This window comes from Variovorax sp. CAN15, from assembly GCF_030462475.1.
In the GTDB taxonomy this organism is placed as follows: domain Bacteria; phylum Pseudomonadota; class Gammaproteobacteria; order Burkholderiales; family Burkholderiaceae_C; genus Variovorax.
In genome coordinates this window covers 1-14,898 of the sequence record NZ_JASMRZ010000068.1, presented here as the reverse complement: position 1 = coordinate 14,898, position 14,898 = coordinate 1, and the positions used below count along the sequence as shown (strand labels likewise).

Annotated in this window: 14 protein-coding genes and 1 riboswitch; of the genes, 8 read left to right on the top strand and 6 right to left on the bottom strand. The window is 69.7% G+C overall.

Annotation, left to right across the window (positions count from 1 at the left end):
* Window positions 1-16 precede the first annotated feature (16 nt).
* Window positions 17-1,555 (top strand): malonyl-CoA synthase, encoded by a 1,539-nt coding sequence (locus QMO14_RS26680; protein ID WP_301510860.1) that lies wholly within the window; start codon window positions 17-19, stop codon window positions 1,553-1,555.
* A 6-nt stretch (window positions 1,556-1,561) separates the two neighbouring features.
* Here QMO14_RS26680 and QMO14_RS26675 read toward each other — a convergent pair whose 3' ends face one another.
* On the bottom strand, window positions 1,562-2,635 hold the full coding sequence (locus tag QMO14_RS26675) for a phenylacetaldoxime dehydratase family protein (protein WP_301510858.1): 1,074 nt from the start codon (window positions 2,633-2,635) through the stop codon (window positions 1,562-1,564).
* A gap of 17 nt (window positions 2,636-2,652) precedes the next feature.
* The gene (locus QMO14_RS26670; RefSeq protein ID WP_301510856.1) at window positions 2,653-3,663 is read right to left on the bottom strand and encodes a carbon-nitrogen hydrolase family protein; all 1,011 of its coding nucleotides are present in this window, start codon (window positions 3,661-3,663) and stop codon (window positions 2,653-2,655) included.
* 180 nt (window positions 3,664-3,843) lie between these two features.
* Between QMO14_RS26670 and QMO14_RS26665 the strand changes: the two genes are divergently transcribed.
* On the top strand, window positions 3,844-4,806 hold the full coding sequence (locus QMO14_RS26665) for a helix-turn-helix domain-containing protein (protein ID WP_301510855.1): 963 nt from the start codon (window positions 3,844-3,846) through the stop codon (window positions 4,804-4,806).
* A gap of 31 nt (window positions 4,807-4,837) precedes the next feature.
* Here QMO14_RS26665 and QMO14_RS26660 read toward each other — a convergent pair whose 3' ends face one another.
* The 4 genes from QMO14_RS26660 to QMO14_RS26645 form a co-directional block, all read right to left on the bottom strand.
* Window positions 4,838-5,665, bottom strand: a complete 828-nt coding sequence (locus QMO14_RS26660; protein ID WP_301510852.1) for a sulfite exporter TauE/SafE family protein — start codon at window positions 5,663-5,665, stop codon at window positions 4,838-4,840.
* 281 nt (window positions 5,666-5,946) lie between these two features.
* Window positions 5,947-6,270, bottom strand: coding sequence for a cell division protein ZapA (locus QMO14_RS26655; protein WP_301510851.1), 324 nt, complete (start codon window positions 6,268-6,270; stop codon window positions 5,947-5,949).
* Entirely contained in the window at window positions 6,267-6,491 is a 225-nt protein-coding gene (locus QMO14_RS26650) for a DUF904 domain-containing protein (protein ID WP_301510850.1), read from the bottom strand. Before QMO14_RS26650 ends, QMO14_RS26655 begins: the two co-directional genes overlap by 4 nt.
* Window positions 6,492-6,603: 112 nt before the next feature.
* Window positions 6,604-8,325: a ClcB-like voltage-gated chloride channel protein gene (locus QMO14_RS26645; RefSeq protein ID WP_301510849.1), complete on the bottom strand. Its 1,722-nt coding sequence runs from the start codon at window positions 8,323-8,325 to the stop codon at window positions 6,604-6,606.
* 64 nt (window positions 8,326-8,389) lie between these two features.
* A riboswitch (cobalamin riboswitch) is annotated at window positions 8,390-8,651 on the top strand.
* A 96-nt stretch (window positions 8,652-8,747) separates the two neighbouring features.
* Here QMO14_RS26645 and QMO14_RS26640 point away from each other — a divergent pair.
* From QMO14_RS26640 to QMO14_RS26615, 6 genes are all read left to right on the top strand, one after another.
* Window positions 8,748-10,664: a TonB-dependent receptor gene (locus QMO14_RS26640; protein ID WP_301510847.1), complete on the top strand. Its 1,917-nt coding sequence runs from the start codon at window positions 8,748-8,750 to the stop codon at window positions 10,662-10,664.
* Window positions 10,649-12,073, top strand: coding sequence for a cobyrinate a,c-diamide synthase (locus tag QMO14_RS26635; protein WP_301510846.1), 1,425 nt, complete (start codon window positions 10,649-10,651; stop codon window positions 12,071-12,073). Before QMO14_RS26640 ends, QMO14_RS26635 begins: the two co-directional genes overlap by 16 nt.
* On the top strand, window positions 12,051-12,650 hold the full coding sequence (locus QMO14_RS26630) for a bifunctional adenosylcobinamide kinase/adenosylcobinamide-phosphate guanylyltransferase (protein WP_301510845.1): 600 nt from the start codon (window positions 12,051-12,053) through the stop codon (window positions 12,648-12,650). Before QMO14_RS26635 ends, QMO14_RS26630 begins: the two co-directional genes overlap by 23 nt.
* Window positions 12,647-13,516, top strand: coding sequence for an ABC transporter substrate-binding protein (locus tag QMO14_RS26625; protein WP_301510843.1), 870 nt, complete (start codon window positions 12,647-12,649; stop codon window positions 13,514-13,516). The genes QMO14_RS26630 and QMO14_RS26625 overlap by 4 nt, the downstream gene beginning before the upstream one ends.
* Window positions 13,513-14,541, top strand: a complete 1,029-nt coding sequence (locus QMO14_RS26620) for an iron ABC transporter permease (protein ID WP_301510841.1) — start codon at window positions 13,513-13,515, stop codon at window positions 14,539-14,541. Before QMO14_RS26625 ends, QMO14_RS26620 begins: the two co-directional genes overlap by 4 nt.
* A partial coding sequence (locus tag QMO14_RS26615; RefSeq protein WP_301510839.1) for an ABC transporter ATP-binding protein occupies window positions 14,538-14,898 on the top strand: 361 nt, incomplete at its 3' end. The genes QMO14_RS26620 and QMO14_RS26615, both read left to right, overlap by 4 nt.

Below are 14,898 nucleotides of genomic sequence, written 5' to 3'. Positions count from 1 at the left end.
GCAATCGATCGTCCGAATGAAGAAGTCCGCCAACGCCAACCTGTTCGCCGCCCTGCGCGCGGCCTTTCCCGCTGACCTCGACGGCATCGCCGTCGAAACCGACAGCGGCCTGTTCTATTCCTGGCGCGACCTGGAGCGCGCCAGCGCCATGATCGCCAACCTGCTCGACGCCCTCGGGCTGGAGAAGGGCGCGCGCATCGCGGTGCAGGTCGAGAAGTCGGTCGAGGCCATGCTGCTGTACCTCGCCACGCTGCGCGCGGGCTATGTGTTCCTGCCGCTGAACACCGCCTACCAGAGCGCCGAGATCGAGTACTTCATCGGCAACGCCGAGCCGGCCGTGGTGGTGTGCACCAGCCGCAATGCGTCGTGGGTCGCGCCCATCGCCACCGCGGCGGGCACGAAGCATGTCTTCACGCTGGATGACGACCGCACCGGCACGCTGCTCGACGTGGCCGCCCAGTGCAGCGACCAGCACGTGCCGGCAAAGCGCAAGGCCGACGACATGGCCGCCATCCTCTACACCAGCGGCACCACCGGCCGCAGCAAGGGCGCGATGCTCACGCACGGCAACCTGCTGTCGAACGCCGAGGTGCTGAAGGACTACTGGGGCTGGACCGAGGGCGACGTGCTGATCCACGCGCTGCCCATCTTCCACGTGCACGGCCTGTTCGTCGCGCTGCACGGCGCGCTGCTCAACGGCAGCAAGATTCTGTGGTTCGCCAAGTTCGACCCGAAGCGCGTCGTGCAGAAGCTGCCCGAGGCGACCGTGTTCATGGGCGTGCCCACGCTGTACGTGCGCCTGCTGGCCGAGCCGGGCCTCACGCGCGAGGCGGTGCGCAACATGCGCCTGTTCGTCGCGGGCTCGGCGCCGCTGCTCATCGAGACCTTCGACGAATGGCGCGAGCGCACCGGCCACACCATCCTGGAGCGCTACGGCATGAGCGAGACGGTCATGCTCACCTCCAACCCCTACCGGCCGGAGCAGGGCGAGCGACGCGGCGGCACCGTCGGCTTCGCGCTGCCGGGCGTGCAGCTGCGCGTGCGCGACGACGGCGGGCGCGACTGCACCACCGACGAGATCGGCAACATCGAGGTCAGCGGTCCCAACGTGTTCGCGGGCTACTGGCGCATGCCCGAGAAGACGAAGGAGGAGTTCACCGCCGACGGCTTCTTCAAGACCGGCGACGTGGGCAAGATCGACGGCCGGGGCTACATCACCATCGTCGGTCGCAGCAAGGACCTGATCATCAGCGGCGGCTACAACGTGTACCCCGCCGAGATCGAGGGCTACATCAACGAGATGGCCGGCGTGGCCGAGAGCGCCGTGGTCGGCGTGCCGCACCCCGACTTCGGCGAGGTGGGCGTGGCCATCGTCATTCCCAAGGCGGGCGCTGCGCTCGACGGTGACGCCATCGTGGCGGAGCTGAAGTCGAAGCTCGCCAACTTCAAGATCCCCAAGCGCTGCTTCGTGGTGCCCGAGCTGCCGCGCAACGCCATGGGCAAGGTGCAGAAGGCGCTGCTGCGCACCGAGCACAAGGGCCTGTTCGCGGCCTGAGCGCGTTCAGGCCGCAGCTATTGCGGGCGCGAGTCCGTTCATCAGCCCGCTGCCCGCGTGGCAGTTGACGTACTCGTAGCTCTGCTCGTCGGCCTTGAGCACCGACACCTCGTGGTACACGCGCAGCTGCAGCTGGAAGTTCAGCGCCTGCACGTAGCGCATGAAGCTGCCGAAGATCGCGACGTGCGTGGGGTGCGACTCGGCCCAGCGCTCCATGTCGGCCAGCGAGCGCCACCAGCTCAGCCCGAAAGACTTCTGCAGCGGCGCGCCCTGCGCGTCGAGGTGGCGCATGTAGCGGTTGCTGTAGCAGCCGATGCCCAGCCCCTGGTCGCGCAGGAAGTCCATGCCCTCGCGCAGCACCGGCTCCATGTCCTGCAGATAGAGCGTGCGTTCCTGGCCGGTGGTTTCGGTCCATTCCTGGCCGGAGCGGATCATCGCGACGTTCTCGTGGCCCGCGATGCGCACCCGCTGCCCCGGCGCCGGCGCGCCCGCGATCACCGCGCGCGTGCCCGAGGGCGCCATCGCATCGGTCTGCGAGAGCGGAATGCGGTCGCGCATCGAACCCCAGTAGCCGTGCTCCTGCAGCTCGCCGCTGACCCCGCCCATCACCACGCCGACGCCTTCGAAGCGATCGGACGTGTTGAACATGGTCTCGAAGTGCTCGACTCGCGGCGAGGCGATCTCGCGAAAGTAGCCGAGGCCCTCCTTGAGCCGCTCTTCGGCACGCCACCAGGCATCGATCGCGGGCGTCGCGCACCAGCGTGCATAGGCGGCGGGATCGCTCCAGTAGGCGATGGCGATCATGTTGTCGAAGCCTTCGGCATCGACGTAGTGCGTCAGGTCGTGATGGCCGGGGCCGTCGGGCAGGGCGAAGTCGCGCGCGATCTTCATCAGCGCTGCGCAGGCGCGGCCCTGCATTTCGGCGCCGCGCGACTGCACGCCGAAATAGCCCATCACGACCTGCTTCACCGAGACCGGAGCCCGCGCCGACCACACGGGGTAGGGCGGCACGTAGTCGTCTTCCACGCGGCGATGCCGCGTGCGGGGGCACTTCAGGTGCTCGTCGATGGCGGATTCCATGGTGTGCCTCCGGTGCTTCAGGCTGCGACCGCTTCAGGCGCGCCGGCTTCGGGCTCCGGCGACGTCGCCTGCTGCACCACGACAGGCTCGCGGCGCGTCTTGTTCAGCAGCAGCTGCGTGACGTCGGGCCGCGAGTAGTGGCCGCTGGGGTCGGCCGCCGCCTTGGCGAGCGGGATCATGCCGAGGTCGATGTCGGCGACGACGAGGCCTTCTTCATCTTCCGCCAGCGGCGTGCCCAGCGGCGAGCCGTCGGGTGCGTAGATGCGCGCATAGCCGCCGCCGGTGCGCAGCATCTGCTGCTTGCCGGCGTCGGTGCACATCAGCTCGCTCATGGCCTTCGACACGGTGGCGCAGGGCGCGACCACGAAGCACTGGCCCTCGGCCGCGTAGACCTGGCTCGCGGCATTGTTGACCTCGGGCCCCAGCGCGTAGGCCGCGCCGCGGTACAGCGAGAAGCTCGGCCATGCGCCGCAGTGGATCTGCTCGTTCTGCGAATACATCGCGTACTTGCTCAGCGGCTGCAGGTGCTCCCAGCACGAGAGCGAGCCGATGTTGCCCAGCGGCGTGCGGACCACGGCGAGGTCGGAGCCGTCGCCTTCGCCGAACACCGTGCGCTCCACATGCGTGGGCTTGAGCTTGCGCCGCGTCTGCACTGTCTCGCCCTGGTCGTCGATGAGCGCCTGCGCGATGTAGAGGCTGCCGGCGGCCTTCTCGCTGTAGCCCAGCGAGACCCAGATTCCGAGCCTGCGTGCGGCTTCCCTGATGCGGTCGAACTCGGCCGAGCCGACCACCAGCGAGTTGTCGTGGTAGCGCTGCACGAACTGCATGCCCCAGGCCGGCGAATCGAGCCAGATCCACCACGGATAGCCGGGCACCCAGGTCTCGGGAAATGCGATGAGCTTCACGCCCTGTTTCGCGGCCTGAGTCATCAAGTCGATGGTCTTGTCGATGGTGCCGTCGAGGTCGAGGAACACGGGGGCGGCCTGCACTGCGGCAACGCGCAGCTTGGGGTGGACGGTGGTCGGCATGATGCTTCTCCAGATGCAATGAAAGTAACGAGGCGTGGTCCGCAGGCACCGGGTTTGCGCTGTGGCATGCGGGTTGCTTGAAGCGTAGATTCGCGCCGCCTGAACGCCTTGACCCGGTTTGGCGGCGTTCTTGTTCCAGCGTTGCATCCGTTCGTTGCCCAGGCCTTCCGAGGAATCTCCATGACCCAGCTGCTCAGCACCGACGCCGTCCCGCGCGACCAGCGGCTCGCCTACTGGACCGACATGATCTGCAACGTCTACGTGCAGCTCGGCTGTGACCCGGTGCGCGAGGGCGAGGCCGGCGATTTCGAGGGCAGCATCCGCCAGCACACGCTGCCGGGGCTCGACGTGTCGGTCGTCACCTCGGGGCCGCAGAAGGTGATGCGCACGCCGGGGCACATCTCGCATTCCAGCGACGACTACTTCCTCGTGAGCATCCAGGCGCGCGGCCAGGGCGTGGTGAGGCAGGACGGCCGCGACGCGGTGCTGTCTGCCGGCGACTTCGCGCTGTATGACAGCACGCGGCCCTACCAGCTGCTCTTCGACCAGTCTTTCGAGCAGATCGTGCTCAAGCTGCCCGGCGAGCGCCTGCGCAGCGAGCTGCGCGATACACAGGCGCTCACGGCCACCACCGTTTCAGGCCGTGAGGGTGCGGGGCATCTGCTGCTGGGCATGATCCGCACGCTGCGCGAGGACATCGACACGCTGCAGCCGGCCTCGGCTCTCGCGGTGGCCAACGGCGTGCAGAACATCCTGGTGGCGGGGTTGCAGACGCTGCCGGCGGCGAGCGCGCCGTCGCTGAGCAATCTGGCGGCGTACCACCTCGCGCGCGTGAAGCGGCGCATCGATGAGCAGCTGGCGGACCCGTCGCTCTCGGTGAGCACGCTGGCGACCGGGCTCGGCGTGTCGGTCAGCCACATCCACCGCGTGTTCAGGAGCGAGCCGCTCACGCCGTCGCAGTACATCTGGGAGCGCAGGCTGGAGGCATGCAGCCGCGACCTGCTGGAGCCGCGCCTCGCGGGCCGCCCCGTGGCCGATATCGCCTACGGCAGGGGATTCAACGACGCGGCGCATTTCAGCCGCGCGTTCAAGGAGCGATTCGGCTGCTCGCCGCGCGAATGGCGGCAGCAGCGCACGCAGTAGAACGAAGAGAAAGGGAGCTCGCCCGATCCGGTCAGCCGTGCAGGCCCTTCCAGAGCATGTAGGCCGCCAGCAGGTAGAGGATGCTCGCGAACACGCGCTTGAGCTTCTTCACCGGCAGGCTGTGCGCAGCCTTCGCGCCCAGCGGCGCGGTCAGCACGCTGCACACGGCGATCACCGCCAGCGCGGGCAGCCAGATGTAGCCGAAGGAGCCGGCCGGCAGGCCCTGCACCGACTGGCCGCTGACCGCATAGCCCAGCACGTTCGCCACCGCGATCGGGAAGCCCAGCGCCGCGCTGGTGGCCACCGCGTTGTGGATGGAGATGTTGCACCACGTCATGAACGGCACGCTGATGAAGCCGCCGCCGGCCCCCACCAGCCCCGAGATGAAGCCGATGGCGCCGCCCGCCGCGAGCTGGCCGCCGGTGCCCGGCATCTGCCGCGTGGGCGCGGGCTTCTTGTCGAGGAACATCTGCGTGGCCGAGAAGCCCACGAAGAGCGCGAAGAAGATCGCCAGCGCCGTGCCCTTGAGCAGCGAGAACACGCCCAGGCTGCCCACCAGGCTGCCGATGACGATGCCGGGCGCGAGCCGCCGCACGATGTCCCAGCGCACGGCGCCGCGCCTGTGGTGCGCGCGCACGCTCGACACCGAGGTGAAGATGATGGTCGCCATCGAGGTCGCGATGGCCATCTTCACCGCCAGATCGGCGGGCACGCCGCGATGACCCATGATGATCGTGATGAACGGCACCATCAGCATGCCGCCGCCGATGCCCAGCAAGCCTGCGAGGAAACCGGTGCCCAGCCCGAGGGCGACGAGTTCGGCGATGAGGAGGGGGTCGAGCAGGCTGGAGACGTTCACGGAAATGTTGCTGTGCAAAAAGCAACGGCCCCGAGCAGCGTGTGCAGGGGGCCGTGGCGGAAATAGGTGTCTGCAAGTGGGCGCCGGACTCGCATCCTGAACCGGGGTTCAGGTGGGCGAGGGCAGCAGGACTTCGGGTTCATCTGACGCGAGATGATCACACCCGTCGAGCGATTTACCAAGCCCGGCTCCGTAGAGCATTGGAACAAGGACATATAAAGCCCAACGCGCACCGCAGACGAGTCGGATTTTACCGCTGCAGCCCTGCCGGCGGAACCCGCTCAGAGCAAATGTCCATCGCCCGCCAGGGCCTGATCGAGTCTTTGAATGAGCTGGGCGGTCTTCGGGTCGGTGTCTGTGGTATCAGGCGCAGCCGCTGGAGCGGGCGTTGCGGCGGGGGCTGCCTGCTGCGCGGCGAGGTCGAACGCCAGGTTCAGCGACGCCAGCACCGCGATGCGGTCGCGGGCCTTGACTTTTCCCGCGTCGCGGATCTTGCACATGGCGGCATCCACGCGTTCGACGGCTTCGCGCAACTGCGCCTCGCCGCCATCGGGACAGCCGAGCAGATAGCTCTGTCCCATGATCTGTACTTCAATCTGCTTCATGCGGGGGAATCTTCGGAAGGTGGTTCAGCCGGCAACCGTTCGAGCAGGGCGTCGAGGCGCGTGCGGGCCGCGACGAGCCGCGACTTCAGCAAGTCGCGTTCGCGCGTGAGCGCATCGACCTGTTCCTGCAGCAGCGCGTTGGTGCGCTGCACCTCTTCGTGACGCACGAGCAGTCGTTCGACGCGCTCGGCGATCTGGTCGATGGGGCTGGAAGCGGGCATGGTTGGCGATTGTAGTTTCCCGGGGAGGCGGTCCCGCCGAGGCCGGACGCGGTGTCCGGCGTTCCCGGGATTCTGCGGCTTTGCAGTCAGCCGATCAAACCCCTCAGGCCGCTCAGCCCTCGCTCAGCCGCACGTAGGTGGCCAGCAGCGCGCTCTTGGCGACCACGCCCAGCAGCACCGGGTTGGCCGCGTTCTCGACTACCGGCAGCCGCTCGCCCAGGTGGTCGAGGAAGCGCTGCAGCGCCTCGCCCAGACCGGTGTCGGCGTCGATCGGCTGGATGGCCTGCGAGAGCAGGGCGCCCGCCGTCGTCTCCTGGGGCGCCGTACCGAGAGACGAGAGAGGCACCACACCCATGTAGCGGTTGTCCGCGTCCACCACGTACAGGTACTTCACGGGGTACTGCAGGAAGAGCCTGCTCATTGCCTCGCGGTCCGCCCGGGGGCCGACCACGGTTTCGGCCGGTTGCACCAGGTCGCGCATGTGCAGACCGCGCAGGCGCATCTGGTCGTCGCGCTGGGCGTTGCGGTGCAGAGTGATCTCGTACATCGACCCCACGTTGGCCGAGCGCGCCACGAAGTACGCGATGACGCTTGCCGCCATCAGCGGCAGCATGACCTGGTAGCTCAGCGTCATCTCGAAGATCATCAATATCGCCATCAGCGGCGCTTGTGTGGCCCCGGCCAGGAACGCGCCCATGCCGACGATCGCGTAGGCAAACGGCGCCGAGCTCGCCGAGGGCCACAGCGCCTGCACGCCCTGGCCGAAGAGCGCGCCGATCATGCAGCCGAAGAAGAGCGCGGGCGTGAACACGCCGCCCACCGCGCCGGAGCCCGCCGTGGCCATCGTGGCGACGGCCTTGGCGAGCAGCACCATCGCGATCAGCGTCCACGCCCATGGCGTGTGCAGCACCGAATTGACCACGCTGTAGCCGTTGCCCCATACCTCCGGCATCGGCACCGACACCACGCCCATGATGAGCCCGCCCAGCGCCAGCCGCCATGGCAGCGCGAGCGGCAGCCGCGAGAACAGCGCCCGGCTGCCCTGCAGCGCGCGCAGGAAACCCACGGCCGCGAAGCCCAGCAGCACACCGAGCGCGCAGAACAGCACGACCTCCGTGCCGTGGATCTCCGGGAACGGCGGCATCCTGTAAGGCGGCTGGTAGCCCGGCAGCGCGCGCATCGCGACGTTGGCGACCACCGAGGCGATGATGATCGGTCCCACGCTTTCCATCGCGATGGAGCCCAGCACGATCTCCGCGACGAAGAAGGCGCCGGCGATGGGCGCGTTGTAGGCGGCGGTGAGGCCCGCCGCCGCGCCGCAGGCCACCAGCAGCCGCAGCCGTTCGGCCGGAAAGCGGAACACCCGCCCCAGCAGCGAGGAGGCCAGCGCCGCCAGCTGCACCATCGAGCCCTCGCGCCCGATGGAGCCGCCGGAGCCGATGCTCACCAGCGACGACGCGCTGCGCACCAGCGTCTGCGCCACTGGAATGCGCCCGTCGCCGAGCACGATGGCTTCCATGTAGTCCGACGTGGCGCTGCGCTGCGCCACGCGCCTGGCCAGCACCAGCAGCAGCCCCGCCACCAGCCCGCCCAGCGTGGGGCAGGCGATGCGGCCCCACCACGGCAGGTGCTTCGCCATGGCCACCAGCCCTTCGCCGGGGCCGAGCAGCAGATGCTCAAAGGCGAGAAGCGCGGCGCGGAAGATTTCGGTCGCCAGCGTGCCCAGCAGCCCGGCGGCGATGGACCACAGCAGCATCGACTGCCAGCCCGAGGCACCGAAGAGCCGCTGCAGCGCCGAGCGCAGGGTCAGGAAGATCGAGGCAGGCTGCATCATGGCCTTCGATGTTAGCGGGGCCGCAACTTTCGACTTCTTTCGGCTTAAGCCCCGCCGGTCAGCGCATAAAATCCTGCGTGTTGGTGCTCGCGCCGTGGTTCGCACGGCGCAGTTCAACGGGAAGCAGGAGTGGAAGCCGCCGACCTCATCGTGTCGGACCAGGGCCGAAGCCGCCTGCGCTGCCCCCGCAACGGTCAAGCAGACGGTGCCGCAAGGTGCCAACCCCTTTCCATCGAAGCCACTGGATGCCCTGAAACAGGCGTCTGGGAAGGCGGCAAGGAGTCGTTCTGCCAGCCCGGATACCGGCCAACAAGGCGGCTGCCGCATGCGTCGAAGATGAATGACGAACGCATGCGCGGCCATTGCGCCCAGGCGCCGGCGGGGAGGCCGGCCAGGGGTATTGACGTTCGTTCGCTTGATTCATGATTTCCCACGTTTGCTCTTTCCGCGGCTGTGCTCCCGCGCGCCGTTTCCGCCACGCCTGCCTGCCGCTGGCGCTGGTTTCCGCCTTCGGCGGCCTGGCCCATGCCCAGGAGGCGACCACCCTGCGCGAGACGGTCGTCACGGCCAACCGCACGCCGCAGGCGCTCTCTGAGCTCGTGGGAGACGTCTCTGTCGTCGACAGCAACACCATCGAGCGCAGCGGCGCGACCGGCGTGGCCGACCTGCTCGCGCGCCTGCCCGGCATCGAGATTTCTCGCTCGGGCGGCGTGGGCAACACCACCAGCCTGTACATCCGCGGCGCCGAGACGCGCTTCACCGCCGTGTACCTCGACGGCGTGCGCATCGACTCGCAATCGACCGGCGGCGCAGGCTGGGAAGGCATTCCGCTCTCGCAGATCGACCGCATCGAAGTGCTTCGCGGCCCGGCCGCGGCGGTGTACGGCTCCGACGCCGTGGGCGGCGTGATCCAGCTTTTCACCAGGCGCGGCGAGGAGGGCGTGTCGCCCTACGCCGGCATCGCCTTCGGCAGCAAGGGGCTGCGCAGGATCGAAGGCGGCGTGAGCGGCAAGTCGGGGCTCTTCGACTACTCCTTCGGCGTGGCGCATGAAGAGAGCAAGGGCTACAACGTGCAGCCGGTGTCGAAGCGCAACGTGGTCAAGGACGGTTTCACCAACCCCGACCGCGACGGCTACAACAGCACGTCGGGCAACGCGAAGCTGGGCTTCCAGATCACGCCCGACCAGCGCGTCGAGGCAACGCTGCTGTCCAGCGACATCGAAGCCGGCTACGACGTCACCGTGCCTTACAAGACCAAGCCGCCGATCCTGTTTCGCGGTGACGTGTCCAGCAACACGCTGCGCACCGCCGGCCTGAGCTGGTCGGCCAAGTGGAACGACGTCTACAGCACCCGGGTGCAGGTGACCGACTCGCAGCAGGCCTACAAGACCCAGCCTTCGTTCTACCGCACCGAGACCCGCCTGCGCGGCTACCTGTTCCAGAACGAATTCCGCTTCGGAGCGCACCTCGTCACCGCCACGCTGGAGCGCCGCGAGGACGCCCTGGAGAACGCGCCCACCACCACCTCCAAGCTGCTTGCGCGCGACCGCTCGCAGGACGCGATTTCGCTCGGCTACGGCTTCGTGAAGGGCCCGCATTCGCTGCAGCTGCATGTGCGCCACGACAAGGACAGCGAGTTCGGCGGCAAGACCACCGGCAGCGCTGCCTACGGCTACGCCATCACGCCGTCGCTGCGCTTCACGGCCTCGGCCGGCACCGCCTTCCGCGTTCCCACGCTGTACCAGCGCTTCAGCGAATACGGCCTGGCCACGCTCAAGCCCGAGTCGAGCCGCAACCTCGAGCTGGGCCTGCAGTACACCGAAGGCGCGACGCAGATGGGCATCGTGGCGTATGCCAACCGCGTGCAGAACCTGATCGTGTTCGACGGCTCGGCCAGGGGCTGCGCATCGTCCTTCGGCTGCTACGCCAGCACCGCCCGCGCGCGCTACCAGGGCGTCACGCTCTCGGGCAGCCACCGCATCGGCGACGTCACGCTGCGCGGCTCCTTCGACTTCCAGGACCCGCGCGACCTCGCCACCCACAACCTGCTCGCGCGCCGCTCGCAGCGCCACGCCACCATGGGCGCCGACTGGCGCATCGCGGGCTGGACGCTGGGCGCCGAGGTGCAGACCTCCAGCCGCCGCTACGACGACGTCGCCAACAGCGTGAAGCTCGGCGGCTACACCGTGCTGAACCTGTCGGCCACCACGCAGATCACGCGCGACATCAACCTCGTCGCGCGCGTCGACAATGTGGGCAACAAGGACTACCAGTTCGCCCGGCTGTACGCCACCGCCGGCCGTACCGCCTACGTCGGTCTCAAGTGGACGCCTCACTAAGCAGCCAGCCATCCCAGCCGGGCGGCACCGCCGGTGCCGCGGCGGCCACCTGCGCCGCCGTGCTGGTGGCCGCCCCGGCCTCGGGGCAGGGCAAGACCACGGTCGCGGCCGCGCTGGCCCGGCTACATGCGCGCCGGGGCCGGCGTGTGCGCGCCTTCAAGTGCGGCCCCGACTTCCTCGACCCGCACTGGCTGGCGCTGGCCACCGGCGCTCCGGTGCATTCGCTGGACCTCTGGATGACCGGCGAAGCCGACTGCCGCGCGCGCCTGCACGCGGCCGCCGCTGAAAGCGACCTGCTGGTCATCGAAGGCGTGATGGGCCTCTTCGACGGCGATCCCAGCGCCGCCGACCTCGCGCAGCGTTTCGGCCTGCCGGTGCTGGCGGTGATCGACGCGCAGGCAATGGCCGGCACCTTCGGCGCACTGGCCTTCGGGCTGCAGAATTTCCGCGACGGCCTGCCGTGGGCCGGCGTGCTGGCGAACCGCGTGGCCAGCGAAAGGCACGGCCAGATGCTGAAGGACGCGCTGCGCGACCCTTCGCAATGGCTCGGCGCCTTGCCGCGCGACGCGCGCTTCACGCTGCCGGAACGGCACCTGGGCCTGGTGGCCGCCACCGAGCTCGGCGATGCGCTGTCGCGGCTCGACGCGGCCGCCGACGTGCTGGCCAACACGCCGTTGGGCCGCATGCCCGTCGGCGAGCTGCCGCAGGTTCGCTTCGAGGCTCCCGCATCCGATGAGTCGCAAGCCGCGCCGCCGCTGCTGGCTGGCCGCACCATCGCCATTGCGCGCGACGCCGCCTTCTCGTTCATCTACCCGGCGAACCTCGACGTGCTCACGGCGCTGGGCGCGAAGCTGAGCTTCTTCTCGCCGCTCGCGGGCGACGCCTTGCCGGCCTGCGACGCCGTCTGGCTGCCCGGCGGCTACCCGGAGCTGCATGCGCAGGCGTTGTCCGCCTGCGAACCGATGCGCGAATCGCTCGCCGCGCACGTCGCTGCGGGCAAGCCGGTCTGGGCCGAGTGCGGCGGCATGATGGCGCTCTTCGGCGAACTGGCCCTGCAGGAGGGCGGAGAGGTCCACCGCCTCTGGGGCCTGCTGCCGGGCCGCGTGACCATGCAGAAGCGGCTCGCCGGACTCGGTCCGCAACAGCTTTCCCTCGGCAGCCATGTGCTGCGCGGGCACACCTTCCACTATTCGAGCTGCGAAACACCGCTGGAGCCGGTCGCGCATACGGCCCGGCCCGGCGCCACGCAGGCCGTCGGTGCGCGGGCCGGCGAGGCGCTGTACGTGCACGGCCCGGTGCGCGCGAGCTATTTCCATGCGTGGTTCGCGTCCAGTCCGCAAGCCACAGCCCGCCTTTTCGGCGCCATGCCCATCGAGTTGGAGAGCCATGCCGCATTCGACCAAGCCTGAAACCGTGGTGCACGAGTTCATCCTGGGCGGCCAGAAGAGCGGCAAGTCGCGCCGCGCCGAGCAGCGCGCCATCGACTGGCTTGCGGCCGGCGCCCGCGCGCGCCGCGCCGTGCTGATCGCCACCGCGCAGGCCTACGACGACGAGATGCAGGAGCGCATCGTGCGCCACCAGGCCGACCGCGCCGAGCGCGTGCCCTACATGCGCACCATCGAGGAACCCATCGAGCTCGCGCGCGCCATCGTCACCCAGAGCACGCCCGAGACGCTGGTGGTGGTCGACTGCCTCACGATGTGGCTCACCAACCTGCTGATGCCGATGTCCTCCGAAGACGCCCGCCCCGTGACGCGCACCCCGGCGACGCACATCGCGATGCTGCTGGTCGCGCTGCGCGATGCGCCAGGGCCGGTGGTGCTGGTCGGCAACGAGATCGGCCTTGGCGTGATCCCGATGGGCCGCGAGACGCGCGCCTTCGTCGACGCGCTGGGCCGCCTCAACCAGGACGTGGCCGCCGCCTGCGGCCGCGTCACGCTGATGGCGGCCGGGCTGCCGCTGAGCCTGAAGGCGCCTGTCGCATGAAGATGATCCGCATCACGCTGGCGGCTTTCGGCCTGGCCTTTTTCGCCCTGGCCGCGCACGCACTCGACGTGGTCGACGAGCGCGGCGTTTCCGTGAGCCTGCCGCAGCCGCCGCAGCGCATCGTCTCGCTGCTGCCTTCGCTCACCGAGTCGGTCTGCGCGCTCGGCGCCTGCGACCGGCTGGTGGGCGTGGACCGGTACTCCAATTCGCCCGAGCGGGTGAAGACGCTGCCGCAGCTCGGCGGTGGGATCGATCCGAACGTGGAAGCCATCGTCGCGCTCAAGCCCGACGCGGTGCTGCTGGCCAAGTCCTCGCGCGTCACGCAGCGGCTGGAGGCGCTGGGCATGAGGGTGCTGGTGCTCGAACCCAAGAGCCACGCCGACGTGCGCCGCGTGCTCGACAAGCTCGACCAGGTGCTGGGCACGCACGAGGCGCCGAAGGTCTGGCGCGTGATCGACGCGAGCGTGTCGGCCGCCGCGCAGTCGGTGCCCGCAGGGGCGAAGGGCATGCGCGTGTATTTCGAAGTCAACAGTGCGCCGTACGCGGCGGGCGAGTCGTCCTTCATCGGCGAGACGCTTTCGCGGCTCGGCATGAAGAACATCGTGCCGGCATCGCTTGGCCCGTTCCCCAAGCTCAACCCCGAGTACGTGGTGCGCGCGAACCCCGACCTCATCATGGTCAGCGTGCGCAGCGCCCAAGGTCTGGAGCAGCGGCCCGGCTGGGCCGGCATCCGCGCGGTGCGCGAGGGCCGCATCTGCCGCTTCAGCGCCGAGCAGTCCGACGTGCTCGTGCGCCCCGGCCCGCGCATGGACGAGGCTGCGCGGCTGATGGCGCAGTGCATCACCGACAAGGGCGGCAAGCGATGAATGCGGCGGCCGTCAGGCACACCGCCCATCTGCGCCGCGTCCTGCTGCTCGGCGCCGGCCTGCTGGTGCTGGGCGCGGCGCTGATGCTGCTGGGCCTGGGCATCGGCAGCACCGGCTTCGAGAGCCTGTTCGCCGCGCGCCACGACCCCGTGGCGCTGCAGATCGTGTGGGACATCCGCCTGCCGCGCACGCTCGGCGCCTGGCTGGCGGGCGCTCTGCTGGGACTGGCCGGCGCGGTGGCGCAGGGGCTTTTTCGCAATCCGCTGGCCGATCCGTACCTGCTGGGCAGCGCCTCGGGCGCCTCGCTCGGCGTGGCGGTGGCGCTGCTGATGTTCGGCGGCTCGGCCGCGAGCACGCAGTGGGTGATGCGGCTCGGGCTCACCGGCGCGGCCTTCCTGGGCGCGGTGCTGGCGGTGATGCTCACGCTGATGCTGGCGCGCGGCGTTCAGCAGACGCTGCGGCTGCTGCTGGCCGGCGTGATCGTCGGCGTGGTGCTGGGCGCGGCCAAGGACCTCATCACCATCGCCTCGGCCGACATCCTCCAGGCCATCCAGGGCTTCATCCTCGGCAGCACCGGCCTGGTCGGCTGGAGCGCCTGCGCGGTGATGGCCGTGGTCGGCGCGGCCTGCCTGCTCGCGGGCTGGGCGCTGGCGCCGGTGCTCGACGGGCTCGCGCTCGGCGAGGCCACCGCGCGCAGCCTCGGCCTGCCGCTGGGCGCGATGCGCGCGGCGCTGGTGGTGGTGCTGGCGCTGGCCACCGGCGCCGCCGTGGCGCAGACCGGGCTGATCGCCTTCGTCGGCCTCGCGGCGCCGCATCTCGTGCGCTCGGCGGTCAAGACCACGCATGCGCGGCTGATCGTGCTGTCGGCGCTGATGGGCGGCCTGCTGCTGATGGCGGCCGACCTGCTGGCGCGCTGGCTGATCGCACCGCAGGAACTGCCCGTGGGCGTGCTCACGGCCGTGCTGGGCGGCAGCTACCTGCTGTGGCTGATGCACCAGCGCAGCGCGCGGAGCGGCGTGGCATGAGCCGCAACGACGCTCCCGCCGCGCTCGAGGCGCGCCAGCTGAGCGCCACGCTCGGTTCCACCGAGGTGCTGCACGGCATCGACCTGAAGTTGCCGGCCGCGCGCTGGACCAGCATCGTCGGCCCGAACGGCGCGGGCAAGTCGACGCTGCTGAAGGCGCTGGCGGGGCTGCTCGCGCATCGCGGCGAGGTGCGGCTCTTCGGCGAGGCGCTGGGCAAGGTGCCGGCGCGCGTCCGAGCACAGCGCCTTTCGTGGCTGGGCCAGAGCGGCACGGGCGAGGGCAGCGCCGACGACCTGATGGTCTACGACGTCGCCATGCTCGGCCGCCTGCCGCACCAGCGCTGGCTGGCCACGCCCG

What these genes read in the sequence shown, in the direction of transcription:
- QMO14_RS26680 (WP_301510860.1), top strand. Translation starts at nt 17, where the DNA reads ATGAAGAAGTCCGCCAACGCCAACCTGTTCGCCGCCCTGCGCGCGGCC.
- QMO14_RS26675 (WP_301510858.1), bottom strand. Translation starts at nt 2,635, where the DNA reads ATGGAATCCGCCATCGACGAGCACCTGAAGTGCCCCCGCACGCGGCAT.
- QMO14_RS26670 (WP_301510856.1), bottom strand. Translation starts at nt 3,663, where the DNA reads ATGCCGACCACCGTCCACCCCAAGCTGCGCGTTGCCGCAGTGCAGGCC.
- QMO14_RS26665 (WP_301510855.1), top strand. Translation starts at nt 3,844, where the DNA reads ATGACCCAGCTGCTCAGCACCGACGCCGTCCCGCGCGACCAGCGGCTC.
- QMO14_RS26655 (WP_301510851.1), bottom strand. Translation starts at nt 6,270, where the DNA reads ATGAAGCAGATTGAAGTACAGATCATGGGACAGAGCTATCTGCTCGGC.
- QMO14_RS26650 (WP_301510850.1), bottom strand. Translation starts at nt 6,491, where the DNA reads ATGCCCGCTTCCAGCCCCATCGACCAGATCGCCGAGCGCGTCGAACGA.
- QMO14_RS26645 (WP_301510849.1), bottom strand. Translation starts at nt 8,325, where the DNA reads ATGATGCAGCCTGCCTCGATCTTCCTGACCCTGCGCTCGGCGCTGCAG.
- QMO14_RS26640 (WP_301510847.1), top strand. Translation starts at nt 8,748, where the DNA reads ATGATTTCCCACGTTTGCTCTTTCCGCGGCTGTGCTCCCGCGCGCCGT.
- QMO14_RS26630 (WP_301510845.1), top strand. Translation starts at nt 12,051, where the DNA reads ATGCCGCATTCGACCAAGCCTGAAACCGTGGTGCACGAGTTCATCCTG.
- QMO14_RS26625 (WP_301510843.1), top strand. Translation starts at nt 12,647, where the DNA reads ATGAAGATGATCCGCATCACGCTGGCGGCTTTCGGCCTGGCCTTTTTC.
- QMO14_RS26620 (WP_301510841.1), top strand. Translation starts at nt 13,513, where the DNA reads ATGAATGCGGCGGCCGTCAGGCACACCGCCCATCTGCGCCGCGTCCTG.